This is a genomic window from Ramlibacter montanisoli (genome assembly GCF_013087525.1).
Classification (GTDB): domain Bacteria; phylum Pseudomonadota; class Gammaproteobacteria; order Burkholderiales; family Burkholderiaceae_C; genus Ramlibacter; species Ramlibacter montanisoli.
Map to the genome: position 1 here is coordinate 1,689,355 of NZ_JABFCS010000001.1, position 25,138 is coordinate 1,714,492.

The 25,138-nt window shown below is 69.4% G+C and carries 20 protein-coding genes, 1 tRNA gene and 3 pseudogenes; 18 read left to right on the plus strand and 6 right to left on the minus strand.

Annotated features, from left to right (window positions below; genetic code table 11):
• The first annotated feature begins 72 nt into the window (after window positions 1–72).
• The 6 genes and pseudogenes from glgX (at window position 73) to glgA (ending at window position 10,544) form a co-directional block, all read left to right on the plus strand.
• Window positions 73–1,595 (plus strand): annotated as a pseudogene (gene glgX / locus HK415_RS08465) (glycogen debranching protein GlgX).
• The gene (locus tag HK415_RS24805) at window positions 1,592–2,125 is read left to right on the plus strand and encodes a GlgX family protein (protein WP_253261819.1); all 534 of its coding nucleotides are present in this window, start codon (window positions 1,592–1,594) and stop codon (window positions 2,123–2,125) included. Before glgX ends, HK415_RS24805 begins: the two are co-directional and overlap by 4 nt.
• On the plus strand, window positions 2,122–3,951 hold the full coding sequence (gene treZ, locus HK415_RS08470; protein ID WP_309246628.1) for a malto-oligosyltrehalose trehalohydrolase: 1,830 nt from the start codon (window positions 2,122–2,124) through the stop codon (window positions 3,949–3,951). Before HK415_RS24805 ends, treZ begins: the two co-directional genes overlap by 4 nt.
• Before the next feature lie 134 nt (window positions 3,952–4,085).
• Window positions 4,086–6,371 (plus strand): annotated as a pseudogene (gene malQ / locus HK415_RS24810) (4-alpha-glucanotransferase); the annotation flags it as partial.
• Between the two features lie 857 nt (window positions 6,372–7,228).
• On the plus strand, window positions 7,229–9,016 hold the full coding sequence (gene treY / locus HK415_RS24815; RefSeq protein ID WP_309246629.1) for a malto-oligosyltrehalose synthase: 1,788 nt from the start codon (window positions 7,229–7,231) through the stop codon (window positions 9,014–9,016).
• Window positions 9,013–10,544, plus strand: a pseudogene (gene glgA / locus HK415_RS08480) (glycogen synthase GlgA). Before treY ends, glgA begins: the two are co-directional and overlap by 4 nt.
• Here glgA and HK415_RS08485 read toward each other — a convergent pair.
• On the minus strand, window positions 10,541–11,461 hold the full coding sequence (locus tag HK415_RS08485; protein ID WP_171558132.1) for a LysR substrate-binding domain-containing protein: 921 nt from the start codon (window positions 11,459–11,461) through the stop codon (window positions 10,541–10,543). The pseudogene glgA and the gene HK415_RS08485 sit on opposite strands and share 4 nt — an antisense overlap.
• Window positions 11,462–11,575: 114 nt before the next feature.
• Here HK415_RS08485 and HK415_RS08490 point away from each other — a divergent pair, with 114 nt between their 5' ends.
• A complete protein-coding gene (locus HK415_RS08490; RefSeq protein WP_171558135.1) occupies window positions 11,576–12,226 on the plus strand; it encodes an FMN-dependent NADH-azoreductase in 651 nt (216 codons plus the stop codon).
• A gap of 49 nt (window positions 12,227–12,275) precedes the next feature.
• Here the strand turns inward: HK415_RS08490 and HK415_RS08495 are convergent, their stop codons facing one another.
• Window positions 12,276–13,310 (minus strand): sulfate ABC transporter substrate-binding protein, encoded by a 1,035-nt coding sequence (locus HK415_RS08495; protein WP_171558137.1) that lies wholly within the window; start codon window positions 13,308–13,310, stop codon window positions 12,276–12,278.
• 120 nt (window positions 13,311–13,430) lie between these two features.
• Between HK415_RS08495 and HK415_RS08500 the strand changes: the two genes are divergently transcribed.
• Both HK415_RS08500 and mnmC1 read left to right on the plus strand, forming a co-directional pair.
• Window positions 13,431–13,703: an oxidative damage protection protein gene (locus HK415_RS08500; protein ID WP_171558139.1), complete on the plus strand. Its 273-nt coding sequence runs from the start codon at window positions 13,431–13,433 to the stop codon at window positions 13,701–13,703.
• Window positions 13,704–13,707: 4 nt separating this feature from the next.
• Entirely contained in the window at window positions 13,708–15,459 is a 1,752-nt protein-coding gene (mnmC1, locus tag HK415_RS08505) for an FAD-dependent 5-carboxymethylaminomethyl-2-thiouridine(34) oxidoreductase MnmC1 (protein WP_171558142.1), read from the plus strand.
• On the opposite strand, the gene HK415_RS08510 is transcribed toward mnmC1, so the two are convergent.
• Window positions 15,428–16,159 carry a response regulator gene (locus tag HK415_RS08510; protein WP_171558144.1) on the minus strand — a complete coding sequence of 244 codons (732 nt, stop codon included), beginning with the start codon at window positions 16,157–16,159 and terminating at the stop codon, window positions 15,428–15,430. The two genes, mnmC1 and HK415_RS08510, sit on opposite strands and share 32 nt — an antisense overlap.
• A gap of 209 nt (window positions 16,160–16,368) precedes the next feature.
• Between HK415_RS08510 and HK415_RS08515 the strand changes: the two genes are divergently transcribed.
• From HK415_RS08515 to HK415_RS08555, 9 genes are all read left to right on the plus strand, one after another.
• Entirely contained in the window at window positions 16,369–18,198 is a 1,830-nt protein-coding gene (locus HK415_RS08515; RefSeq protein ID WP_171558146.1) for a nitrite/sulfite reductase, read from the plus strand.
• 5 nt (window positions 18,199–18,203) lie between these two features.
• Entirely contained in the window at window positions 18,204–18,578 is a 375-nt protein-coding gene (locus HK415_RS08520; protein ID WP_373684638.1) for a DUF934 domain-containing protein, read from the plus strand.
• Window position 18,579: 1 nt separating this feature from the next.
• Window positions 18,580–19,308: a phosphoadenylyl-sulfate reductase gene (locus tag HK415_RS08525; RefSeq protein ID WP_171558151.1), complete on the plus strand. Its 729-nt coding sequence runs from the start codon at window positions 18,580–18,582 to the stop codon at window positions 19,306–19,308.
• A complete protein-coding gene (cysD, locus tag HK415_RS08530; protein ID WP_171558153.1) occupies window positions 19,305–20,237 on the plus strand; it encodes a sulfate adenylyltransferase subunit CysD in 933 nt (310 codons plus the stop codon). The genes HK415_RS08525 and cysD overlap by 4 nt, the downstream gene beginning before the upstream one ends.
• Entirely contained in the window at window positions 20,237–21,520 is a 1,284-nt protein-coding gene (locus HK415_RS08535) for a sulfate adenylyltransferase subunit 1 (protein WP_171558156.1), read from the plus strand. The genes cysD and HK415_RS08535 overlap by 1 nt, the downstream gene beginning before the upstream one ends.
• Window positions 21,521–21,615: 95 nt before the next feature.
• Window positions 21,616–21,945 carry a ferredoxin FdxA gene (gene fdxA, locus HK415_RS08540; protein WP_171558159.1) on the plus strand — a complete coding sequence of 110 codons (330 nt, stop codon included), beginning with the start codon at window positions 21,616–21,618 and terminating at the stop codon, window positions 21,943–21,945.
• 6 nt (window positions 21,946–21,951) lie between these two features.
• Window positions 21,952–23,067 (plus strand): NAD(P)/FAD-dependent oxidoreductase, encoded by a 1,116-nt coding sequence (locus tag HK415_RS08545; RefSeq protein WP_171558161.1) that lies wholly within the window; start codon window positions 21,952–21,954, stop codon window positions 23,065–23,067.
• Between the two features lie 66 nt (window positions 23,068–23,133).
• Window positions 23,134–23,209 (plus strand) — tRNA-Asn (locus HK415_RS08550).
• 159 nt (window positions 23,210–23,368) lie between these two features.
• Window positions 23,369–23,575 (plus strand): hypothetical protein, encoded by a 207-nt coding sequence (locus tag HK415_RS08555; protein WP_171558164.1) that lies wholly within the window; start codon window positions 23,369–23,371, stop codon window positions 23,573–23,575.
• Window positions 23,576–23,581: 6 nt separating this feature from the next.
• Here HK415_RS08555 and HK415_RS08560 read toward each other — a convergent pair whose 3' ends face one another.
• From HK415_RS08560 to HK415_RS25885, 3 genes are all read right to left on the minus strand, one after another.
• Entirely contained in the window at window positions 23,582–23,752 is a 171-nt protein-coding gene (locus HK415_RS08560) for a hypothetical protein (RefSeq protein WP_171558167.1), read from the minus strand.
• 38 nt (window positions 23,753–23,790) lie between these two features.
• Window positions 23,791–24,651, minus strand: coding sequence for an ABC transporter substrate-binding protein (locus tag HK415_RS08565; protein ID WP_171558169.1), 861 nt, complete (start codon window positions 24,649–24,651; stop codon window positions 23,791–23,793).
• Between the two features lie 267 nt (window positions 24,652–24,918).
• Window positions 24,919–25,044 (minus strand): hypothetical protein, encoded by a 126-nt coding sequence (locus tag HK415_RS25885; RefSeq protein ID WP_256373045.1) that lies wholly within the window; start codon window positions 25,042–25,044, stop codon window positions 24,919–24,921.
• Window positions 25,045–25,138: the final 94 nt, after the last annotated feature.

Here is a 25,138-nt window from a genome sequence, read left to right on the forward strand (position 1 = left end):
GGCGCGCGCCGGTTCGGCAGCCTGCCCCGCCGGCAGGCCCTGGCCCCTGGGGGCGACCCCTGCGACGGCGGCGTGAACTTCGCCGTCTTCGCGAGCAACGCCGACCGCGTCGAGGTCTGCATCTTCGACGCCGGCGGCTCCCGCGAGGAACGCCGCATCCCCTGCCGGCGCGCACGGACGACATCTGGCACGGCTTCGTCCCGGACCTGGCCCCCGGCACGCGCTACGGACTGCGCGTGCACGGCCCCTACGACCCGCAGCACGGCTGGCGCTGCAACCCGCACAAGCTGCTGCTGGATCCCTACGCGAAGGCGATCGACCGGCCGCTGCGGGGCGCGGCGTGGCAGTACGCCTACCCGCTCGGCCACGACCGGCGCGACCTGCACATGGACCTCGAGGACAACGCGGAGCATGCCGCCAAGTGCATCGTGGTGGACCCGGCGTTCGACTGGGACGGCGACCGGCACCCCGCCATTCCCATGGAGGACAGCGTCTTCTACGAGGTGCACGTGCGCGGCTTCACGAGGCAGATGCCCGAGGTGCCCGAACACCTGCGCGGCACCTTCCTGGGCCTGGCGAGCGAGCCCGCGATCGCGCACCTGAAGCAGCTGGGCGTGACCTCCGTGGAACTGCTCCCCGTGCAGGCCTACAACGACGAGCGCCGGCTGGTCGACCTGGGCTTGGGGAACTACTGGGGCTACAACACCATCGGCTTCTTCGCTCCCGAACCCCGCTACCTGAGCGGGGGCGACCCGAACGAGTTCCGCCAGATGGTCAAGGCCCTGCACGCCGCGGGCCTCGAGGTGATCCTCGACGTGGTCTACAACCACACCTGCGAAGGCAACCACCTGGGCCCGACGCTGTCCTTCAAGGGCATCGACAACCGCAGCTACTACCGCCTCACCGAGGACCACCGGCACTACCTGGACTTCACCGGAACCGGCAACACGCTCAACGCCAGCAGCCCGGCGATGCTGCGCCTGATCATGGACAGCCTGCGCTTCTGGGTCGAGGAGATGCACGTCGATGGCTTCCGCTTCGACCTGGCGCCAGCCATCGCGCGCAACGGCCATGGCGCCTTCGACCACCGCGGGCCCTTCCTCTCCGCGGTGGCGCAGGACCCGGTGCTCAAGCGCGTGAAGCTGGTCGCCGAGCCCTGGGACCTGGGCGACCACGGCTACCAGGTCGGCGGCTTCCCGCAGGGATGGAGCGAGTGGAACGGCCAGTACCGCGACCGGGTGCGCGACTACTGGCGCGGCATCGAGGGCAGCCTGGGGGACTTCGCCGCGGCGCTGTGCGGCTCGCACGACATCTACGGCCCCTCGCGGCGGGGCCCACGCGCCAGCGTCAACCTGGTCACGGTGCACGACGGTTTCACCTTGCACGACCTGGTGAGCTACAACGACAAACACAACGAAGCGAACGCGGAGGACAACCGCGACGGCGAGAGCCACAACCGCAGCTGGAACTGCGGGGCCGAAGGCCCGACCGACGACGCGAAGGTGCTCGCCTTCCGCGAACGGCAGAAGCGCAACTTCCTGACGACCCTGTTCTGCTCGCGCGGCGTGCCCTTGCTGCTGGGGGCGACGAGATGAGCCGCACCCAGGGCGGCAACAACAACGCCTACTGCCAGGACAACGCGGTCAGCTGGTTCGACTGGTCCGAGGCGCGGCGCGACGACCCGATCCTGTCCTTCACCCAGTCGCTCGTCCGATTGCGGCGCGAACTGCCCGTGCTGCGCCACAATGCCTGGCTCACCGGCAAGCCCGACGAGGACAGCCGGCGCGACATCGTCTGGTACAGCGTCTGGGGACTGGAGATGACATCGGAGGAATGGACGAATCCCGCGGTGCGCTGCGTGGCCGCCGTGCTCGACGCCCGCTTCGCACCCGCGGGCGCGGACCCTGCCGCGACCCGCTCGGTGATGCTGGTGTTCAACGCCACCGGTGAGGACGTGACCTTCACCTTGCCCGTGGTCGCCAGCCACACCGGCGAGTGGGCGCTGCGGATCTACACCCCCGAGGGCTGTTTCGAGGAAGCCGGGGCGCCCACCTACGCGCCGCCGGGCAAGCTGCAACTGGTGTCGCATTCCATGGCCCTGCTGACGCAGGCGCCCGAGGAGTGAAGGTGCATTGCCAGCACGACATGCCTTTCGGCACCCGCCTCGAAGCGGGTGGCGGCGTCACCTTCCGCCTGTGGGCACCGGCGGCACAGCAGGCACAGCTGGCGATCGAGACCGGCAGCGCGGCCCCCGAACTGCACCCCGCGGAAGCGGACGCGCAAGGCTGGTGGGAATGCACGGTGGCACATGCGACCGCCGGCACCCTGTACCGCTGGCAGATCGACGGCAAGCTGCTGGTACCGGATCCCGCCTCGCGCCAGAATCCCGAGGGGCCGCACGGCCCGAGCTGCGTGGTCGACCCGAAGCAATTCGCATGGGAAGTCAGCTGGAGCGGCCGGCCCTGGCACGAGGCCGTGCTGTACGAACTGCACGTGGGCAGCTTCACGCCGGAGGGGACCTTCGCGGCCGCGGCCGAGCGGCTGCACGCGCTGGCCGACACCGGCATCACTGCGATCGAGCTGATGCCGGTGGCCAGCTTCGGGGGCCGCTTCGGCTGGGGCTACGACGGCGTGCTGCCGTACGCGCCGCACCATGCCTACGGCACGCCGGACGACCTCAAGCGCCTCGTGCAGCAGGCGCACCGGCTGGGCCTCATGGTCTTCCTCGACGTGGTCCACAACCATTTCGGGCCGGAGGGCAACTTCCTGCATGCCTACGCGCCGGAGTTCTTCTCCAGGACCAAGGACAGCCCCTGGGGCAAGGCGCTCAACTTCGACGGGCCTGACAGCCGCACGGTGCGTGATTTCTTCATCGAGAACGCCGTGTACTGGGTGCAGGAGTACCGCTTCGACGGGCTGCGGCTGGACGCGGTGCACGCGATCCGGGACGACAGCCCGGTGCACCTGCTGCAGGAACTGTCCGAGCGCGTGCGCGGCGCCACCCACGGGCGGCACGTGCACCTGGTGCTGGAGAACGAGGACAACGGCCACGATCTCCTGGCGGCCACGCCGCAGCCAGGACGCTACGACGCGCAGTGGAACGACGATTTCCACCACGCGCTGCACGTGGTGATGACCGGCGAGACGCAGCGCTACTACCACGACTATGGCGATGCACCCATGGACCTGCTGGCGCGGTCCTTCACGCACGGCATGGTGTTCGAAGGATCCAAGCGCAAGGAAGGCGGCGCGCGCCAGGTGGTGCGGCCGGCGCCGGCGCAGGTCCTGACGACGCTGGTGAACTTCGCGCACAACCACGACCAGGTGGGCAACCGCGCGCGCGGCGAACGCCTGCGGCAGCTGGTGCCGGCCGAAGCGGCCATGCTGCCGACGCTGCTGGCCCTGCTGACCCCCGCCATCCCCATGCTGTTCTTCGGCGAGGAATGGGGCGCGACCGAACCCTTCCTCTACTTCGCGGACTGGAAGGGCGAACTGCGCGAGGCGGTGCGCGCCGGCCGCCGCCGCGAGTTCGGCCACGGTAACGCGACCGACCTGCCCGATCCCTGCAGCGAGAAGACCTTCGCGGCCAGCCGGCCGGACCTGGCCCATGCCAAGGCCGACGCGGCGCGTGCGTGGCGCGAGGAAGTGCACGCCGCGCTGGTGGCGCGCAAGCGCTGGATCACGCCGCGCCAGCCGCAGTTGCTGACCGGCCGCCACTCCGCCCAGCGCGTGGCGGAGCGCGGCATCGCGGTGCAATGGCGCTACGAGGACGGCAAGATGCTGAGCCTCGAGCTGAACCTGGGACCCGACCTGCTGCAGGTGGAACCGCAGCACCTGGGGCCGGTGGAGGCGCAAGCGGTGTTCAGCCATCGCTGTCCGGCGGAAACGCCGCGCGGCACCTGGCCGGCCTGGAGCGCGCGCTGGACGCTGGGCGAGGAAATCACACAATGAACGCGCCCGGGGAACGCGGCTCGCTGTCGATCGCCGAGCAGGCGCGCCGGCTGGGCGTGGCCGACCGCTATCACGGCTTCTGGGGCAAGGAGGAAATCGTTTCCGAAGCCGTGCTGGAGCGGGCGGTGCAGGCGATGTCCGGGGACGGCCATGGCGCCCCGCCGCAGCACTTCGGCCTGCCGGTGGTGCAAGTTGCGCGTGAAGGCGAAAGCGCCGTGGTGCGCTGGTCCAGCCACGACAGCGGCGGCGCGCGCTGGCGGCTGGTGGTGGAGGACAAGGGTTTCGAGGTCGCGAGCGGCGAGCTGCAGCGCAGCTACCAGGAAGCTGCCATCGTGCTGCCGCCGGCCCTCGCCGCCGGCTACTACCGCCTCACGCTGGAAGGCGCCCCGGCCCACGAACACTGCCGGCTGATCGTGGCGCCCCGGCACTGCCACGTCGCGCCTGCCCTGCAGCAGGGCGAACGCTGGTGGGGTTGCACCATCCAGCTCTATGCGCTGCGCTCCTCGCGCGACTGGGGCATCGGCGATTTCGGCGACCTGCGGCGCCTGTGCGACGCAGCGGCGCACCAGGGCGCGTCCTTCATCGGCCTGAGCCCGCTGCACGCGCTGTTTCCGCACAACCCGGCGGCCGCCAGCCCCTACAGCCCTTCCAGCCGCAAGGCGCTGAACCCGATCTACCTGGACGTGCAGACCCTGGTGGACCTGGGCGGCTGCGAGGAAGCCGTGCAGAAGGTGCAGTCCGAGGGCTTCCAGGAAAGGCTGCAGGCGCTGCGCGAAGCCGAGATGGTGGACTACGAAGGCGTGGCGCAAGCCAAGCTGGAAGTGCTGCGCATCCTGTGGCGGCACTTCGAGCAGCACGAGCTGGACAAGGACCGCTCGCGGGGCGCGCACTTCCTCGCGTACATGCGCGAGCGCGAGCAGACCATAGGCCGCCACGCGCTGTTCGAGGCGCTGCAGGACCACCTGTTCGCGCAGGACCCGAACGTCTGGGGCTGGCCGGCCTGGCCCGAGGAATACCGCGACCCCTCGGGGCCGGCCGTGAAAGCCTTCCAGGAACGCAGTACCTCCGCCGTGCGCTTCCGCTTCTGGTTGCAGTGGCTGTCGGAGGTGCAGCTGGAGTCCTGCCAGCGCTACGCGCGCACCCGCGGCATGGGAATCGGCCTGTACTGCGACCTCGCCGTCGGCGTGAACGGCGGCGGCGCCGAGACCTGGGTGGAACACGAGCTGTTCGCCCTGGGCATGCACGCAGGCGCGCCGCCCGATCCGCTCGCGCCCACCGGGCAGGACTGGGGCCTGCCGCCCTGGAGTCCGCAGCGGCTGCGGCAGGCTCGCTACCAGCCCTTCATCGACACGCTGCGCGCCAACATGCGGCACTGCGGCGCGCTGCGGCTGGACCACGTGATGGCGCTCATGCGGCTGTACTGGACCGGTCCCGACGGCGGCACCTACGTCGAATACCCGCTGGAGGAACTGATGGGGGTGCTGGCGCTGGAGAGCCAGCGCCACCAGTGCATGGTGATCGGTGAGGACCTGGGCAACGTCGCCCCGCGCATGCGCGATGCAATGCGCGAGGGCAACCTGCTGTCCTACCGCCCGCTGCTGTTCGAACGCGAGGAGGACGGCGGCTTCCGGCGGCCCTCCCAGTGGCAGCCCAAGGCGCTGGCGGTGGTCAGCACGCACGACCTGCCGACGCTGCGCGGCTTCTGGATGGGCGAGGACATCGAACTGGCCGGCAAGCTGGAGCTGTACCCCGACCAGGCCGCGCACGAGGGCCAGGTGCTGAACCGCGCGCAGGACCGCGCGCGCCTGCTGCTGGCGCTGCAGCGCGAGGACCTGCTGCCCGAGGGCACCACGGTGCAGCCCACCTCCCTGCCCGACGCCACCCAGCCGCTGGTGGACGCGGTCTATGCCTTCCTCGCGCGCACGCCATGCTGGCTGGTGGGCGTGCAGCTGGAGGATGTCACCGGCCAGATGCTGCAGGTGAACGTGCCCGGCACCACCGAGGACCGCTTCCCCAACTGGCGGCGCAAGCTCTCGGTGACGGTGGAAGGCCTGGGCAGCGATGCGCGCTGGGCCTCGCTGGCGGCAGTGCTGCGCGCCGAACGCAGCGGGCCGAAGCCACTGGCGACGGCGCCGCTGGAACTCCCTGCCCTGGCCACCGCCAACGTGCCCTGCGCCACCTACCGCGTGCAGTTCCACGAGGGCTGCACCTTCGAGCACATCACGCAGGCGATTCCCTACCTGAAGGCGCTGGGCGTGAGCCACCTGTACAGCTCGCCCTACCTGCGCGCGCGTCCCGGCAGCACGCACGGCTACGACATCATCGACCACGGCCAGCTGAACCCCGAAGTCGGCGACGAACTTGCGCATTCGAAGATGTGCCAGGCGCTGCGCCGCAACGGCATGGGGCAGATCCTCGACATCGTCCCCAACCACATGGGCGTGCTCGAAGCCGACAACGCCTGGTGGCTCGACGTGCTGGAACACGGGCGTGCGTCCAGCCATGCCGAGACCTTCGACATCGAGTGGACACCGGCGCAACCGGAAATGGCCGGCCGCGTGCTGCTGCCCGTGCTGGGCGACCACTTCGGCAAGGTGCTGGAAGCGGGCGAACTGCAGCTGCACTTCGACCCGGAGCCTGGCGAGTTCGTGCTGCGCTACTGGGACCACCGCTTCCCGGTCGATCCGCGCAGCTATCCCGAGATCCTGTCCGCGCTGCCGGCGCCGCCCGCGCGCGACGACAGCGAAGGGGACAGCCACGCGGTGGTCGCGGCCCTGCTCGATGCCTTCGGCCGCCTGCCCGCACGCGACGACGCCGGCGAGGATGCGCGGCGCTCGCGCGTGCGCGACAGCACCGTGTACAAGCGCCAGCTGGCCCGCCTGGCTTCGCGCCACGAATGGCTGTCCCGCTGGATCGAGGCCTGCGTGCAGCGCTTGAACGGCCAGCCCGGCGAGCCCGCGAGCTTCGACGCGCTGGAGCAGCTGGTCTCGACGCAGGCCTACCGCCTCGCTGACTGGCGGGTGGCCAGCGACGACGTCAACTACCGGCGCTTCTTCGACGTCAACACGCTGGCCGGCCTGCGCATGGAGCGCCAGGAGGTGTTCGAGGCGACGCACCGCAAGGTGCTGCACTGGCTGCAGGACGGCCTGCTCACCGGCCTGCGCATCGACCACCCCGACGGCCTGAGCGATCCGCTGGCCTACTTCGAGCAGCTCAGTCCCGCCATGCGTCGCAGGCGGAAGTGGTCGGGCACCAGCCGCGCGCCCTGTACCTGGTGGTGGAGAAGATCCTCGCCGAGCACGAGGCGCTGCCCGAGGACTGGCCGGTGCACGGCGACACCGGCTACCGCTTCGGCAGCCTGGTCAACGGCCTCTTCGTGGAGACGGCGAACGAGGAAGCGCTGCTGGCCGCCTGGCAGGCCTTCACCGGCGACACGACCGACTTCGACGAGCTGCTGTACCAGTGCAAGAAGCTGATCATCGAGACCTCGCTGTACTCGGAGCTGAACTGGCTGGCGCACACGCTGCACCGGCTCACGCGCGGCAACCGGCGCCGCTGCGACTTCACCCGCAACCGGCTGCGCTGGGCGCTGGCGGAGGTGGCCGCCGCCTTCCCCGTCTACCGTACCTATCTCCGTGTCGGCGAACCGGCCAGCGCCATGGACCGGCGCCACATCGACTGGGCGATCGCGGCGGCGGAACGGCGCCTGGGCAAGTCGGAAGCGACGGTGCTGGAACACCTGCGCGAGGTGCTGCTGGGTGAAGGCGAAGCGGCGCACCTGCCGCAGGACGCCCGCAAGCGCTTCCTGGCGCGCTGGCAGCAGTTCACTGCCCCGGTGACGGCCAAGGCGATGGAAGACACGGCCTTCTACCGCTACATCCCGCTGCTGTCGCTCAACGAGGTGGGCGCAGACCCGCGCAGCTTCGGCATGTCGGTGTCGGCCTTCCACTTCGCCAACCTCACGCGGCAGCGGCACCGGCCGCACTGCCTGCTGGGCACCTCCACGCACGACAGCAAGCGCGGCGAGGACCTGCGCGCGCGCCTCAACGTGCTGTCGGAACTGCCGGCGCAGTGGGAGGACTGCCTGCTGCGCCTTTCGGGCTGGGCCCAGCTTTACCTCACGCGCACGCCCAAGGAAAGTTGGCCGATCCACAACGACATCTGGCTGCTGTTCCAGACGCTGGTGGGCCTGTGGCCCGCGCTTCCGCCCGACGACGCGGCGCGCGAGGACCTGCGCACGCGCGTGCAGGCCTACATGCGCAAGGCGATCCGCGAGGCGAAGACGAAGACGACCTGGGTGTGCCCGGAGAGCGACTACGAGGGCGCGGTGGAACGCTACGTCGACGGCGTGCTGCGCCTGGGGCCCAGTCCCTTCGCCGACGAACTGCAGAAGGTGACGGCGCGCATCGCCCCCTTCGGCTTCCGCAACAGCCTGGCGCAGCTGGTGCTCAAGTTCACGGTCCCGGGCGTGCCGGACCTGTACCAGGGCTGCGAGCAATGGAACTTCAGCCTGGTCGATCCGGACAACCGCCGGCCCGTCGACTATGCGGCGCTGGCGCGCGAGCTCGAAGGGCTGGAGGCCGTTTGCCGCCAGGGCTATCCGATGCGGGAGCACTGGCAGGCCTTGAACCGCAACGCCGCCGACGGCCGCATCAAGCAGCTGGTCACCTGGCGGCTGCTTCGCCTGCGGCGCGAACGCAGCACGCTGTTCCGCAACGCGAACTACGTCGCGCTCGGCGTGGACGGGCCCGCTGCCGACCATGCGGTCGCCTTCGCGCGCGTGCACGAGCGGGAAGCGGTGCTGGTGGTGGCGGCCCGCCTCACCTGCACGCTCTGCGGCGGCGAAGACGAGGCCTGGAGTCCGGAGCTCTGGAAGGGCACGAGCGTGCGCTGCGGCGGCGAAGGCGGCGTGCGCCGCTTCCGGCGCTGGCGCAACTGGCTCACCGGCGAGGAAACAACCTTGTCGCAGAGTGAGGAAACCGTGATGGACCTGCAGGCGCTGTTCGGCGCGGCGGGCGGCCTGCCCTTCGCCGTGCTGGTGGCGGACGCGGAGGCCGCCGCATGAAGATCCTGTTCGCCACGCCCGAGTGCGCACCCTTCGTGAAGACCGGCGGCCTGGGCGACGTCAGCGCGTCGCTGCCGGCGACGCTGGCCGGGCTCGGGCACGACGTCCACCTGCTGATGCCCGCCTACCGCGGCATGAAGGTCAGCGGCGAGATCGGCGACGGCGTCGAACTGCCGCCCTGGGGACCGTGGCCCGCCGCGCAGCTGGTGCCGGTGAAGATCGACTCGGGAGTGACGCTGCTGCTGCTCGCGTGCCCCAGCCTCTACCAGCGGCCTGGCGGGCCCTACGTCGATGCCAGCGGCCGCGATTACCACGACAACGCGTTGCGCTTCGGCCTGCTGGCGCGCGTGGCCGCGCAACTGGGCACCGTGCATTCGCCCCTGAAGGGCTGGACCGCGGACGTCGTGCACGCGAACGACTGGCCCTGCGGCCTGGCGCCGCTGTACCTGGCGCAGTCGCGCATGATCTCCCCGCAGGAGCCGACCGCCGCGAGCGTGCTCACCATCCACAACCTCGCCTTCCAGGGCGTGTTCCCCATGGACAGCGCGGAGGTGCTCGGCATCCCGCACCACTGGCGCGGCATGGAGGGCGTGGAGTTCTGGGGGCAGCTCTCGATGCTCAAGGCGGGCATCCAGTACGCCGACGCGATCACCACCGTGAGCCCGACCTATGCGCGGGAGATCCAGACCCCGGCGCACGGCGTCGGCTTCGACGGCATCCTCCGGGCGCGGTCTTCGCGCCTGCGCGGCATCCTCAACGGCATCGATACCAGGCTGTGGGATCCGGCCAGCGACCCGCTGCTGCCCTACCACTTCTCGCGCGACGAGTTGCAGGGCAAGGCTTCCTGCAAGACCGCGCTGCAGGCACGCGTGGGCCTGCCGACGGACCGCAACGCGATGCTGCTGGCCGTGGTCAGCCGGCTCACGCCGCAGAAGGGGATCGACCTGGTGCTGGGGCGCTGCCGCGCATCCTGGCCTCGGGCATGCAGCTCGTGGTGCTGGGACAGGGCGAGCCGGGCCTGCAGCAGGCGCTGAAGGACGCGGCGCAGAAGAACCCGAAGCAGGTGTCGGTCACGCTGGGCTTCGACGAGGGCCTGGCCCACCTGGTCGAAGCCGGCGCAGACCTGTTCCTGATGCCTTCGCGCTTCGAGCCCTGCGGCCTGAACCAGATGTACAGCCAGGCCTACGGCACCCCGCCGATCGTTGCGCCCGTGGGCGGGCTGCTGGACTCGGTCACCGACGCGAGCGCGGATCCCGTGCACGGCACCGGTTTCGTGATGACGGGCTGCGACCCGGCGGGCTTCGACGATGCGATGGCGCGCGCACTGCGCATGTGGCGCGAGCAGCAGCGCTGGCGCCGCATCCAGGCCAACGGCATGGCGCGGCATTTCGGCTGGGAAGACAGCGCGATGCAGTACGTGGAGGTGTACGAGCGCGCCGCGATGCAGGCCAGCGGCGGCACGCCCGAAGGACCAGTGAGCGGCGCCGGCACGGGGACCGTGCAGCGCGACGCGGGCCTGCGCGGCTAAGCGACGACGGCCGGCACGATCCGCTCGCCGACCACGTTGGCGCCCAGGAAGTCCAGCAGGCGCCGCACCGCCGGCACCATGCCGCGGCGCGATGCATACACGGCCAGCACCATGGCCACGCGCGGCTCCCATCCGGGCAGCACGGTCACCAGTTCGCCCCGCCGCAACTCGTCGCTGCAAAGGTAGTCCGGCAGGACGCACATGCCGGTGCCCTGCAGCACCGCGTACTTCAGCGTCAACAGGTCGTCCGCCGTGTACACCGGACGGTGCTGCAGGTCGAACTCCGCTGCGCGCGGGCCGTGCAGGTGCCAGCTGGCGCGGCCATCGGCGGCCGACATCGCCACCGTCGGCAGGTTGCGCAGCGACTCCACGTCGTGAGGCGCGCCAAAACGCTGCAGCAGCTGGGGGCTGGCCACCAGCACGCCCTTGGTCTCGCCCAGGTTCTTGGCGACCAGGCTGCCGCTGTCGTCCAGGTTGGAGCGCACGCGCAGCGCGACGTCCACGCCTTCCTGCACCAGGTCGATCACGCGGTTGGTGACCAGCATCTCGATGCGCACCTGCGGATGGGCCGCGAGGAAGCGCGGCAGCACCGGGCCGATCGTGGTCTGCGCCAGCGTCAGCGGACAGGACACGCGCACCGTGCCGCGCGGCTCCGTCTGCACCATCGCGACCGCCTCGTCGGCGGCCTCGGCCTGCTCGCGCATCGCCACGCAGTGCCGATGGTAGATCTCGCCGGCCTGCGTCAGCGAGAGCTTGCGCGTGGTCCGCTGCAGCAGGCGAACGCCCAGGCGCGCTTCGAGGTCGGCCACCCGGCGCGACAGCTTCGACTTCGGCACGTTGAGCGTCCGCCCCGCCTCGGCGAAGCTGCCGCGGTCGACGACCTCGGCAAAGAAGAGCATGTCGTTGAGATCCTGCATGATTGTCCTACTGGCGCAACAATCTATCCCGGAATTGCCGACTTATCAAGGATTCGCTTCATTCGCACAATCTTCCCCATGGCTGCACCGCGGCCGACCCACAGGAGAAGAGCCTTGAAACTGCTGCACATCGATTCCAGCCCGCTGGGCACCCAGTCCGTCTCCCGCGAGCTCACCCGCCGCACCGTGGCCCAGTGGCAGGCCAGCCACCCCGGCACGGTCGTCGAGTACCTGGACCTGGCCGCCAACGCGCCATCCCACCTGGACATGGATTCGCTGGGCTTCCGCCTCGGCCTCGACGCCGGCAGCCTGACCGAAGCGCAGAAGCGAGAGAACGCGCTGACCGAGCAGCTGCTCACGCAGTTCCTCGCCGCCGACGTGGTGGTGGTGGGCGCGCCCATGTACAACTTCAGCATCCCCAGCCAGCTGAAGGCCTGGATCGACCGCATCGCGCAGGCCGGTCGCACCTTCAAGTACACCGAGACCGGCCCCGTGGGCCTGGCCGGCGGCAAGACGGTGATCGTCGCCTCCACCCGCGGCGGAGCGTATGCAGGCAACCCCTCGCTGGCCTTCCTGGACCACCAGGAAAGCTACCTGAAGGCGGTGCTGGGCTTCCTGGGCGTGACCGACGTGCGCTTCGTCCGCGCCGAGGGCATGGCCATGGGTGATGCCGCCAAGGCGAACGGCATCGCCGCCGCCGAAACCGACATCCAGGCGCACGCTTCCGAAGCCGCCAACGAGGGCAAGGCCGCCCTGCGCGCCTGAGCGTGGATGCGCAAACGGCGGCCCTCGGGCTGCCGTATTTCGTGGGGCCTCAGCGGCTTCCCATCCTGCGCGTGTAGATCTGGTCGAAGCTGCCGCCGTCGGCGAAGTGCTCGCGGTCGGCCTGCGACCAGCCGCCGAAGGCCTGGTCTATGGTGAACAGGTTCAGCTTCGGGAACTGCTTCGCGTACTTCGCCTGCGCCTTCTGCGAGACGGCGGGCCGGTAGAAGTTCTTGCCGATGATGTCCTGGCCTTCTTCGGTGTAGAGGTACTTCAGGTATTCCTCGGCCACCGCGCGCGTGCCCTTGCGCTCCACGTTGCGGTCCACCACCGCCACCGGCGGCTCGGCCAGGATGGACAGCGAGGGATAGACCACGTCCACCTTGCTGCCGAATTCCTTTTCCAGCAGGTAGGCCTCGTTCTCCCAGGAGATGAACACGTCGCCCTGGTTGCGCTGGGCGAAGGTGATCGAGGAGCCGCGCGCGCCCGTGTCGAGCACCGGCACGTTGGCGTACAGCTTCGCGACGAATTCCTTGGCCTTCGCCTCGCTGCCGAACTTGCGCTTGCCGTATTCCCACGCGGCCAGGTAGTTCCAGCGTGCGCCGCCCGAGGTCTTCGGGTTGGGCGTGATGACGCTCACGCCCGGCTTCACCAGGTCGTCCCAGTCCCGGATGCCTTTCGGGTTGCCCTGGCGCACCACCAGCACGATCGTGGAGGTGTAGGGCGCGGCGTTCTGCGGCAGGCGCTTCTGCCAGTCCTTGGCCACCCAGCCGCCATGCGTGGCCAGCGCGTCGATGTCGCCGCCCAGGGCCAGCGTCACCACATCCGCCTGCAGCCCGTCGATGACCGAGCGCGCCTGCTTGCCCGAGCCGCCATGCGACTGCTTGATGGCGATGTCCTGCCCGGTCTTGCCCTTCCAGTACTTCGCGAAGGCCTGGTTCAACTCGACGTAGAGCTCGCGCGTCGGGTCGTAGGAGACGTTGAGCAGCTGCACCTGCTGCGCGATCGAAGGCAGCCCGGTCAGGCCCAGGGCCGCCGCCGCGGCGATGGCCAGGGGAATCTTGATAAAGTCGCGGCGAAGGCTCATGGATGCGTCCGGTGTGTTCGGCGCATTCTGGAAGCCGGCGAGCTGAACGCGAACGACAGAGTTTTCAGTTCCTTATCCGCATAAGCTAATCCAACGTCCCCGTCCCCCTGAAGGCGCTCCATGGCACGCACCGTCCAATGCATCAAACTCGGCCGCGAAGCCGAAGGTCTCGACTTCCCTCCCTATCCCGGCGAGCTGGGCAAGCGCATCTACGACAGCGTCAGCAAGGAAGCCTGGCAGCAGTGGCTCAAGCAGCAGACCATGCTGGTGAACGAGAACCGCCTGAACCTGGCCGACCAGCGCGCCCGCGAATACCTCAAGCGCCAGATGGAGAACCACTTCTTCGGCAGCGGCGCCGACACCGCGGCGGGCTACGTTCCGCCCACGAATTGAGCGCATGAACCCGGGCGGCCTCGAGCAGGCCGGCCACGTCTTCCTGCAAGGCTGCGGACTGCCGGGACGCTGGGCGGGGCGCGCGCGATGGTGCGTCCTGGAAACCGGCTTCGGCGCCGGCATGAACTTCCTGGCGACCTGGCACGCCTGGCGCAGCGACCCGCAGCGGCCGCGGATGCTGCACTACGCCGCCGTCGAAGGCAGCCCGGTGACGCTCGACGAGCTGCTGGGCGCCGCAGGGACCTATCCCGCGCTGCAGCCGCTGGCGGACGCGCTTGCGAGCCAGTGGTCCGGTCTCGTGCCCGGCTTCCACCGGCTCTCCTTCGAGCGGGGACGCGTGCTGCTGACGCTGTGCGTCGGCGAGCTGCAGGCCGCGCTGCGCGAACAGTCTCTGCGCGCCGACAGCGTCTACCTCGATGGCCCGGCCCCGAACCTCGACACCGTGAAGGCGGTGACCCGCCTGTGCCGCCGCGACGCGGGACTGGCCACGTGGACGACCTCCCCGGAGGTGCAACGCGACCTGCAGTCCTGCGGCTGGCGCGTGGAGAAGCGCCCCGGGCCCGGCGCGCAGCGGGAGTGCCTGGCCGGCGTCCATGCGCCCGCGTGGGAGGTGAAGGGCCTCGACGGGGAGCAGGCCGTCGAACCGGGTGAATGCGTCGTGGTCGGGGCCGGCCTGGCCGGCGCGGCCGCCGCCGCCAGCCTGGCCCGGCGCGGTTGGCGCGTGCGCGTCTTCGACACGGCCGCGGGCCCCGCCACCGGTGCGTCCGACCTGCCTGCCGGCCTGCTCGCCCCGCACCAGTCGCCCGACGACAACCTGCTGTCGCGGCTGTCGCGTGCGGGTGTGCGCGTGACGCTGCAGGAGGCGGAGCAGCACCTCGCGCGCGGCCTCGAATGGGACCGCACCGGCGTGCTCGAGTGGCGTGGCGAGGACCACCGGCCGCTGCCGGAACTGGGCGAGGCCTTCGCGGTGTGGAGCCGCGAGGCCACGGACGCGCAGAAGCGCGCGGCGGGCCTGCCTGCGGGCGACGCTGCGTGGTGGCACGAGCACGCCGCCTGGATCGAACCGGCGGCCCTGGTGCGCCTGTGGCTGCGCGAGCCCGGCGTGCGCTTCGCCGGCGGCCGCAAGGTGGCGCACCTGCGGCGCGAGCAGGAGGAGTGGGTGCTGGAGGATGCCGCCGGAACCCGCATGGGTTCGGCCCGCCTGGTCGTCCTCGCCGCCGCCCTCGGCACGGCCGCCCTGCTCGACGAACAGGTTCAGCTGCACGCGGTGCGTGGACAGGTGACCTGGGCGCCGCGCGACGGGGACGCCGCTGCCCTGCCGCCCTTCCCCGTGAACGGCCATGGCCACTTCCTGCCGCGCGTGCCCCTGGTGGACCGCGACGCCTGGATCACCGGTTCGACCTACGGGCGCGGCGACGCGGACGAGACGCTGCGCCGGGCGGACAACACAGCCAACCTCGAGCGCGTGCGCGAAGTCATGCCACGCGCAGCGCAGGTCATGGACGGGGCGTTCGCGCGCCGCGAGGTGCAGTGCTGGAGCGGCGTGCGTTGCGCATCCAGCGATCGCCGGCCGCTGGTGGGCGAATTCGCGCCCGGCCTGTGGGTGAGCACGGCGATGGGATCACGCGGCCTGACCTTCGCCGCGCTTTGCGGGGAGCTGGTCGCCGCCCGGCTGCACCGCGAGCCCCTGCCGCTGGAAGCGCGCCTCGCGCAGGCGCTGGATGTCAGGCGGCAGGCCCGAGCTCGATCCGGCTGAGCCAGGCGTCCAGCCGCTCCGCATCGGGCGGATGTTCCAGCAGCGCCGTGCCTCCCACCCAGGCGCGCATGCGCTCCGACACCGAACGCGCCGCCTTGGTCAGCGCGATGTGGCGGATCGGCTTGCGACCGTTCTTCAGCTGGCGCAGCAGCGCCCAGGCATCCATGTCGCCCAGGCCGGAGTCGACCAGGGCCACGTCGTACTGCTTGCCGCGCGCGAGTTCCACGGCCTGCGAGCCGCTTTCGGCCTCGTCGGCGAAGGTCAGGCGCGCCAGGGCCAGGCGCGCGCGCAGGTAGAGGCGCTCGTCACGGTCGCTGCTCACGATCAGCGCGTGCCTCTGCGACATGGGGGAATCGTCCTCCTTGGCCACCCCGACCTCAGTGCCTTCGCCGAACAAGGCGTCCAGCCCCTCGATCACCTCCGGCCAATGGATCGGCCGCTGCAAGGCACGGCACGCGTTGGCAGGAGCGTTGGGTCCAACCCACAAAAAGGGCAGTTGGCGGTGCAGCGGCGACTCCGCCTCCACCCGCGCCTCCCAGCTCAGGCCGTCCAGCAGGGCCACCCGGGCCGGCTCTGCCGCCTGGGTCGTCCACAGTTGGTACATGGTGCGGCACTGCTCGGACAGGCGGAACACGGTGTTCAGCGCGTGCCTCTCCTCGTCGGAGAAGCCCACGACCTTGATGTAGACCCGTTGCGCCATGCCTTGTCTCTGCCCTCCCAACTGTTGAGGGGAATGCGCCGCAAACCGCCCTTATCCGGCTTGCCGCCGGAATGGCCGGCGGGGGCGCTTCCCGCTTCGTGCATAAGCTTATCCGCATAAGGCCCGAATTAAAAAATAGTTTGGATCCATATGGGCCCTCCCTACAGTCTCGGCTCCGGCCCTCTTTGGGGGCCACCACGCCCGCTTCCATGTACCAATATTCAGAATTCGACCGGCAGTTCGTGCGTGCGCGCGCGGCGCAGTTCCGCGACCAGCTCGAACGCTGGCAGGCCGGCACCCTCGGCGACGACGAACTGCGCCCGTTGCGGCTGCAGAACGGCTGGTACATCCAGCGCTACGCCCCCATGGCGCGCATCTCCGTGCCCTACGGCGAGCTCTCCAGCGCGCAGCTGCGCGTGCTGGCCAAGGTGGCGCGCGAATACGACAAGCCCGACGCCGCCCTGCTGCAGGAAGCGCAGGACAAGCAGCTGGCCCTGGGGCCGGTGCCAGTTCCCGGGACCAACCGCCAGGTCGTCACCAAGCTGACCTGGGGCTACGGCCACTTCACGACCCGCACCAACGTGCAGTTCAACTGGATCCCGATCACCAAGGCCGCCGACGTGATGGAGCTGCTGGCCGACGTGAACATGCACGGCATCCAGACCAGCGGCAACGCGATCCGCAACATCACCACCGACGAACTCGCCGGCATCGCCGTGGACGAGATCGCCGATCCGCGCCCGTTCGCCGAGATCCTGCGCCAGTGGGGTGCCCTGCACCCCGAATTCGCCTTCCTGCCCCGCAAGTTCAAGATCGCCCTCAACGGCGCGAAGGAAGACCGGGCGGCGTTGGGCTGGTACGACATCAGCCTGCAGCTGCTGCGCAACGACACGGGCGAGCTGGGCTTCAAGGTGATGGTCGGCGGCGGCATGGGCCGCACCCCCATCATCGCCACCGTGGTGCGCGAGTTCCTGGAGTGGAAGCACCTCCTGAACTACCTGGAAGCCTGCATCCGCGTCTACAACCGCTACGGCCGCCGCGACAACGTCTGGAAGGCGCGCATCAAGATCCTGGTGAAGTCCGAGGGCCAGCGCTACATCGACCAGGTCGAGGAAGAGTTCCGCCAGATCGTCGAAGTCGACGGTGCCCAGCACACGCTGACGCAGGCCGAGCTCGATCGCGTGTCGGCCTTCTTCGTGGAACCGGAGCTGAAGCCGCGCCGCCGCGACGCTGCCGAAGCGCGCGTGCACGAGATCATCCGCGCCGACGCCGAAGCCGATCCGCTGTACGACCGCTGGCTGCAGCGCAACGTGGCGCCGCACCGCAATCCGCAGCTGCGCGCCGTGACGCTGTCCTTCAAGCGCCTGGGCCACAACCCGGGCGACTGCACCGCCGACCAGTTCGACGCCTGCGCCGACCTCGCCGAGCGCTTCTCCGCCGGCGAAGCGCGCGTGACCCACGAGCAGAACCTGCTGCTGCCCTGGGTGCACCAGGACGACCTGCCCGAGCTGTGGGCCGCTGCCCGCAAGCTGGGCCTGGCACGCCCGAACATCGGCCTGATCACCGACATGATCGCCTGCCCCGGCGGCGACTTCTGCTCGCTGGCCAATGCGCGTTCGCTGCCGATCGCCGAGGCCATCACCGAGCGCTTCCAGGACCTCGACGAGGAATGGGACATCGGCGAGATCGACCTGAACTTCTCGGGCTGCATCAACTCCTGCGGCCACCACCACGCAGGCCACATCGGCATCCTCGGCGTCGACAAGGACGGCAAGGAGTGGTACCAGATCACGCTGGGCGGCTCCAACGGCTCCGACCTGTCCGGCCCCGCGGGCCCGGGCAAGATCATCGGCCCTTCCTTCGCCAAGGAGGAAGTGCCGGCCGTGATCGAAGCCATCGTCGACACCTATCGCCAGCTGCGCCAGCCGGTGGCCGGCGGCAAGTACGAAACCTTCATCGCGACCTTGCGCCGCACCGGCCCCGACGCGTTCAAGGCGGCGGCCAATGCCTGCCGCCTGGCCGAAAAGGAAACCGCATGATCCCGCTGCAACTGATCGCCGCCGGCAGCGCGGCACCCGAAGACGACCCCCGCGTCCTGGTGCTGGCCAACGACGCCGACCCGATGGAAGCCTCGCTGGAGGGTGTGGAGCGCATCGAGCTGAACTTCCCCAAGTTCACCGACGGCCGCGCATTCAGCCAGGCCTACCTGCTGCGCCGCCGCCGCAAGTTCACGGGCGACATCCGCGCCACCGGCGACGTGCTGATCGACCAGCTGGTACAGATGTACCGCACAGGCTTTTCCAGCGCGGTCCTCAAGGAAGGCAAGGACCCGGTGGAGGCCGAGCGCCAGTTCACCCGCTACGCCGCGTTCTACCAGGCCGATGCGCGGGTGCCGCAACCTCACTTCGCGCGGGGCTGAGATGGGCGCGATCGACCTGAACGCGCGTCCTTCGAAGGACTACGAAGCCAAGCTGGCGGAAACGCAGAAGCTGCTGATCCAGGCCGCTTCCGAATTCACGCCGCTGAAGCAGGCGTCCAGCCTGGGCGCCGAGGACGTCGTCATCACGCACCTGATCAACAGCCTGGAGCTGGCCATCCCGGTGTTCGTGCTCGAGACCGGCGCCCTGCATCCGGAGACCCTGCAGCTGCTGGAACGCACGCAGGCGGATTCGCGCGCACCGGTGGAGGTCTACCGGCCGGTGAACGAAGCCGTGGTGCAGTTCGTGGCGCGCGAAGGCCAGGACGCGATGTACCGCAGCATCGAGCTGCGCAAGGCCTGCTGCGGCATCCGCAAGATGGAGCCGCTGGAACGCGCGCTCGCCGGCCAGAAAGCCTGGATCACGGGCCTGCGGCGCGAGCAGTCGAATGCCCGCGCCGAGGTGCCGCTGGTGGACACGGCGGACGCCAGGCGCGTGAAGCTGAATCCCCTGGCCAACTGGACCTGGGGCGACGTCTGGCACTACATCGCCGCCAACGGCGTGGACTACAACCCGCTGCACGACCAGTTCTTCCCCAGCATCGGCTGTGCGCCCTGCACGCGGGCAATCAGCCTGGGCGAGGACTTCCGCGCCGGGCGCTGGTGGTGGGAGGACGAGGCCGCGAAAGAGTGCGGCCTGCACGTGAAGAACGAAGAGAAGGCTGCCGCATGAACGCCCGCACGGAACCGCAACTGCTGACCCGCATCAGCAACCGCCACCTCGACGCGCTGGAGGAAGAAGCGATCTTCGTCCTGCGCGAAGTGGCCGGCGCCTTCGAGCGCCCGACGCTGCTGTTCTCCGGCGGCAAGGATTCGCTGGTGCTCCTGAAATGCGCGGAGAAGGCTTTCGGCAGCGGGCGCATCCCCTACCCGCTGCTGATGATCGACACCGGCCACAACTTCCCCGAGGTGACGGACTTCCGCGACTTCCGGGCGAAGGAGCTGGGCGCCGAGCTGGTGGTGCGCAGCGTGGAAGACTCGATGAAGCGCGGTACCGTGCGGCTGGCGCATCCGGGCGAGAGCCGCAACGCGCACCAGTCGGTGACGCTGCTGGAGGCGATCGAGGAGTTCCGCTTCGACGCGCTGATCGGCGGCGCGCGCCGCGACGAGGAGAAGGCGCGCGCCAAGGAGCGCATCTTCTCCCACCGCGACAGCTTCGGCCAGTGGCAGCCCAAGGCGCAGCGCCCCGAGCTGTGGACGCTGTTCAACACGCGCCTGCAGCCCGGCGAGCACTTCCGGGTGTTCCCCATCTCCAACTGGACCGAGCTGGACGTGTGGCAGTACATCGAGCGCGAGCGGATCGCGCTGCCCTCGATCTACTACGCGCACCAGCGCCAGGTGGTCGAACGCCGCGGCCTGCTGGTGCCGGTCACCGAGATCACCCCGCCCAAGGACGGCGAGGAGGTCGTGACCCGCACTGTGCGCTTCCGCACGGTGGGCGACATCACCTGCACCTGCCCCGTGGAAAGCCCCGCGGCCAACGCCGCCCAGGTGGTCGCCGAGACCCTGCTGGCCGACGTGAGCGAGCGCGGTGCCACCCGCATGGACGACAAGACCTCCGACGCCTCGATGGAAAAGCGCAAGAAGGACGGGTATTTCTGATGGACACGACCGCCACCGCCACCGCCACCGACCACGACGCCGCCCTGCGCTTCATCACCTGCGGCTCCGTCGACGACGGCAAGAGCACGCTGATCGGCCGCCTGCTGGTGGACAGCCGCGCCGTGCTGCAGGACCAGCTGGCCTCCGTCTCGCGTTCCGGCGAGACCGACCTGGCGCTGCTGACCGACGGCCTGTCCGCCGAGCGTGAACAGGGCATCACGATCGACGTCGCCTACCGCTATTTCGCCACGCCGGCGCGCAAGTTCATCATCGGCGACGCGCCCGGCCACGAGCAGTACACGCGCAACATGGTGACGGCCGCCTCGAGCGCCGACGCCGCCGTGGTGCTGGTGGACGCCACCAAGCTGAAGTGGCAGGAACCGGGCCTGGAGCTGCTGCCGCAGACCCGCCGCCACACGCTGCTGGCCAAGCTGCTGCGCGTGCCCTCCATCGTGTTCGCGGTGAACAAGCTGGACGCGGTGGAGGACCCCGCGCTCGCCTTCGCCAACATCCTCGGCGCCCTCGAGACATTCACCCAGGCCGCCGGCATCGCGCCGCGCGCCGTGGTGCCGATCTCCGCGCTCAAGGGCTTCAACGTGGTCGAAGCCAGGCCGGGCTGGTGCGGCTACCAGGGCCTGTCGCTGCTGGCGCTGCTGGAGCAGCTCGATGTCACGCCGGCCGAAGCGGCGGAAGCCTTCGCCTTCCCCGTGCAATGGGTCGAGAAGTTCTCGGGCTCCGCCGACACGTCGCAGGGCCGCCGCGTGTTCTGGGGCCGCGTGGCCACCGGCCACGTGCAGCAGGGCCAGGAAGTCACCGTGCTGCCCAGCGGCCAGACGGCGAAGGTCGCCCAGGTCCTGGACCACGTGCGGGAACCGGGCGCCGTGGCCGCGCGCCACAGCGCCGGCATCATCCTGGACCGCGAGGTGGACGTGTCCCGCGGCGACTGGCTGCTGGCGCCGGGCGCTTTCACGCCCTCGCGCGAGGTGTCCGCCACCATCGCCTGGATGGACGACGAACCGCTGGTCGCCGGCCGCGTGTACTGGGCGCTGCATGGCCATCGCTGGGTCAAGGCGAAGGTCAGGCGCATCGTCCACAAGCTGGACGTGAACACCCTGGCAGAGGAGGATGCGGACCACCTGGAGCCCAATGGCATCGGCCACGTGGAGCTTGCGCTGCAGGAGCCGCTGGCCACTTTGCCCTATGAACGGTCGCGCGCGCTGGGCGCTCTGGTGCTGGTGGACACGGCCAGCCACAAGACGTCCGGGGCCGTGCTGGTTCGTTGACGAAGCTCAAACCCTGCAGGCCGTACGGCCACGTTCGCAGGTGCAGTTTGAAAACCCAATAAAATCGAGGGTTTCCCCGATCCCTCGGCACAACAATGACCCACGTCGTCACCGAAACCTGTATCCGCTGCAAGTACACCGACTGCGTGGATGTCTGCCCCGTGGACTGCTTCCGCGAGGGCCCGAACATGCTCGTGATCGACCCGGACGAATGCATCGACTGCGCGGTCTGCATCCCCGAGTGCCCGGTCAATGCGATCTACGCGGAGGAGGACGTGCCCGCCGACCAGGTCGCTTTCACCAAGCTGAACGCCGACCTCTCGCACGCCCCCGGCTGGAAGAGCATCACCAAGCGCAAGCCGGCCCTGCCCGACGCGGAGGAATGGAAGGACAAGCCGGGCAAGTTGTCCGAGCTGGTCAAGTAAGTGACTATGGAACCTCAACTGAACCAAGAAGTGATCAAGACCGCAGCCGCCCACGACGGCCCGATCGAGACCGACGCGGTCATCGTTGGCGCGGGCCCGGTGGGCCTGTTCCAGGTGTTCGAGCTCGGGCTGCTGGAGATCAAGGCGCACGTGATCGACTCGCTCGCCTATCCCGGCGGCCAGCCGATCGAGCTGTACCCGGACAAGCCGATCTACGACATCCCGGCCATCCCGGTGTGCACCGGCAAGGAACTGACCGACGCACTCCTCAAGCAGATCGAGCCCTTCGGCGCGACCTTCCACCTGGGACAGACGGTCACCGTGGTGCAGAAGCAGGACGACGGCCGCTTCTACGTGGAAACGTCCAAGGGCACGCGCTTCCTGACCAAGACCATCTTCATCGCCGCCGGCGTGGGGGCCTTCGAGCCGCGCACGCTGAAGGTCGACGGCCTGGACAAGTTCGACGGCTCGCAGCTGTTCTACCGGGTGAGGAACCCGGCCGACTTCGCCGGCAAGAACCTGGTGGTGGTGGGCGGAGGCGACTCCGCGCTGGACTGGGCACTGAACTTCACGGCCGGCAACGTGGACGGCAACCCGCACAAGGCGGAGAGCGTGATCCTGATCCACCGCCGCGACGGCTTCCGCGCCGCGCCCTCGTCTGTGGCGCGGATGCACGAGCTGTGCGAGCAGATGGAGATGCAGTTCATCGTCGGCCAAGTGAGCGGCTACGAGGAACAGGACGGCAAGCTGGTCGGCGCCAAGGTCACGGGCTCGGACGGCGTGACGCGCGTCGTGCCGCTGGACGTGCTGCTGGTGTTCTTCGGCCTGTCGCCCAAGCTCGGCCCGATCGCCGACTGGGGCCTGGACATCGAGCGCAAGCAGCTGAAGGTGGACACCGAGAAGTTCTCCACCAACGTGCCGGGCATCTTCGCGGTGGGCGACATCAACACCTACCCGGGCAAGAAGAAGCTGATCCTCTCGGGCTTCCACGAGTGCGCGCTGGCGGCCTTCGGCGCCGCGCCCATCATCTTCCCCGAGAAGGGCAAGATCCACCTGCAGTACACGACCACCAGCCCCAAGCTGCACAAGGTGCTGGGCGTCGAGACGCCGGTGTTCGACTGACGATTTGCTGAAGCATGGCAGAGCTGCCGGAACGGCGCGAAAGCCACGCTATAATCTAAGGCTTGTTCCCCGATAGCTCAGTCGGTAGAGCGCCGGACTGTTAATCCGTAGGTCCCTGGTTCGAGCCCAGGTCGGGGAGCCAAGACATCGAGAGGCACCTGTCGCAAGGCAGGTGCCTTTTTCGTTGGCGCGCGGGCCCGGGTCCCGGACAAACCCGGATAGGCCCCGGCATCAGCGCCGTCCTACACACGCGGCCGCGGATCCGGCCTCAACATTCCCCCAGCCAAGCCATGGAGCCGCCATGCGAGCCGACGAGGGCATCGATCCGTCGAACGCCGAAGACGCACTGCAGCCGCCGGTGTGGCGCAACTTGCGCCTGAGCCCTTGCGAGTGCAGACCGCGCGACCTCGTTCGCCTGCGGCGTCCCGAGTGGCTGCGCTGGCTGGTCCCCTCGCGCAGGCTGTACCGCTGCCGGCACTGCGGCAGCACCGTGTTCTACGGTCGCTAGCGCCCTTTACTTCGACGCGTCGGCGGTCTGCTTGCGGCGGATGATGCTGGCACGGCGCTCGTCTTCCTTGTAGAAGTAGGCGCGCTCCTGGTTGCGCCAGGTGCCCAGCCACAGCATGTTCGCCGAGATGGCGTCGTGGTCGGTCGGCGAGAACGCCCGGTCGTAGGTGGTGACCACGCCGCGGTAGATGCCGGAGGGATTTTCCAGCGCCTTCTTCAGCGCGGGTCCGCTGAGGTCGCCCTTGAGTCGAACATGGCGCGCAACAACAGGTACACGCTGTCATAGGTCTGGGCGCCCGACATCATGGAGCCGATCGGCGTTTCCTTGCTCAGCTTCGTGTAGTTGCGCAGGAAGGCGCTGTTGCGTTCCAGGAAGACGTTGGGCAGCACCGTCTGCACCATCAGCGCGCCGTCCACCTTGCCCTGCGACACGGCATAGGCGGAGGCATGCGACAGCCCCCAGGGGCCGAACTGCGGCACCTTCCAGCCGATGGTTGCGCGCGCGGCGGAGATCACGCCCTCCTCCGGGCCGACGGTCCACCCGATCAGGGCGTCGGCGCCCGAATCGCGCAGCTGCTTCATCTCCGCTTCGAGGTTCTGAACGCCCACCTTGAAGCGCACCACGGCGGCCGCCTTCAGGCCCGCGCGCCCCAGGGCGGCCTCCAGGTCCTTCAGCCCGGCGTCGCCGTAGCCGGAGGTGTCCACCAGCAGGGCCACCTTGCCGAGGCCGCGCTTGGCGATCTCGTCCACCAGGAACTGCGTCTGCAGCTGGTCGCGCGCCGAGGTGCGGAAGATGTAGCTCTCCGCGGGCGGGTACTTGGCGGTGATCGCGGTGCCGGTGGCGCAGGTCACGATCAGCACGCTCTTGCGGGTCTGGAACACGTCCAGGGCCTTCATGGCCACGCCGGTGTTGCAGTAGCCGATGCTGGCGATGACCTTCTCCTTCTCGACCAGCTCCTTCGCGTGTGCCAGGCCGGTGTCGGGGTCCGCCTTGTCGTCGCGGATCACCAGTTCGAGCGGCCGTCCGAGGTAGCCGCCCACCTGGTTGATCTCCTGCACGGCGACCTGGGCGCCCACGCGCGCTGTTGCCCATGTCCGCGGAGCCTCCGCTCAGGGGAAGATCAGGCCGATGCGGATCGGCTGGGGCACTCCCTGCGCCGGGGCGAGGCCAGGCAGGGACACGGCGGCGGCAAGGAGAGCCGACGCGAGGACAGCACGCTTCATGGGAATCCCCTCCAAGTAGTAACATGAAGTTACATCGAAAGGGTTCTTGTCGCAATGGACGAGCTCACGCCCCCGGGATTTTTCGTCCCGGCGGTCAGTTTCGCTTCGAAATGGAACCCTTCAGTTCCCTTGGCGCAACGCCCGCAGGGCATCCGCCATGGAGGGGAAAACCGGGTTGCGGATGGTCCCCACCATGTCGTCCTCGGTGCCCGGACGCGACTGCAGCGCCATCGTCAGGTAGGGCACCAGCGTGTGCGCGCCGAATCCCCAGCGCCGGCCTTCGGGCAGGAGGCGTGCCTGGTGTTCGGGGGGCGGGGCGCGCGCATCATGGGAGGATGGC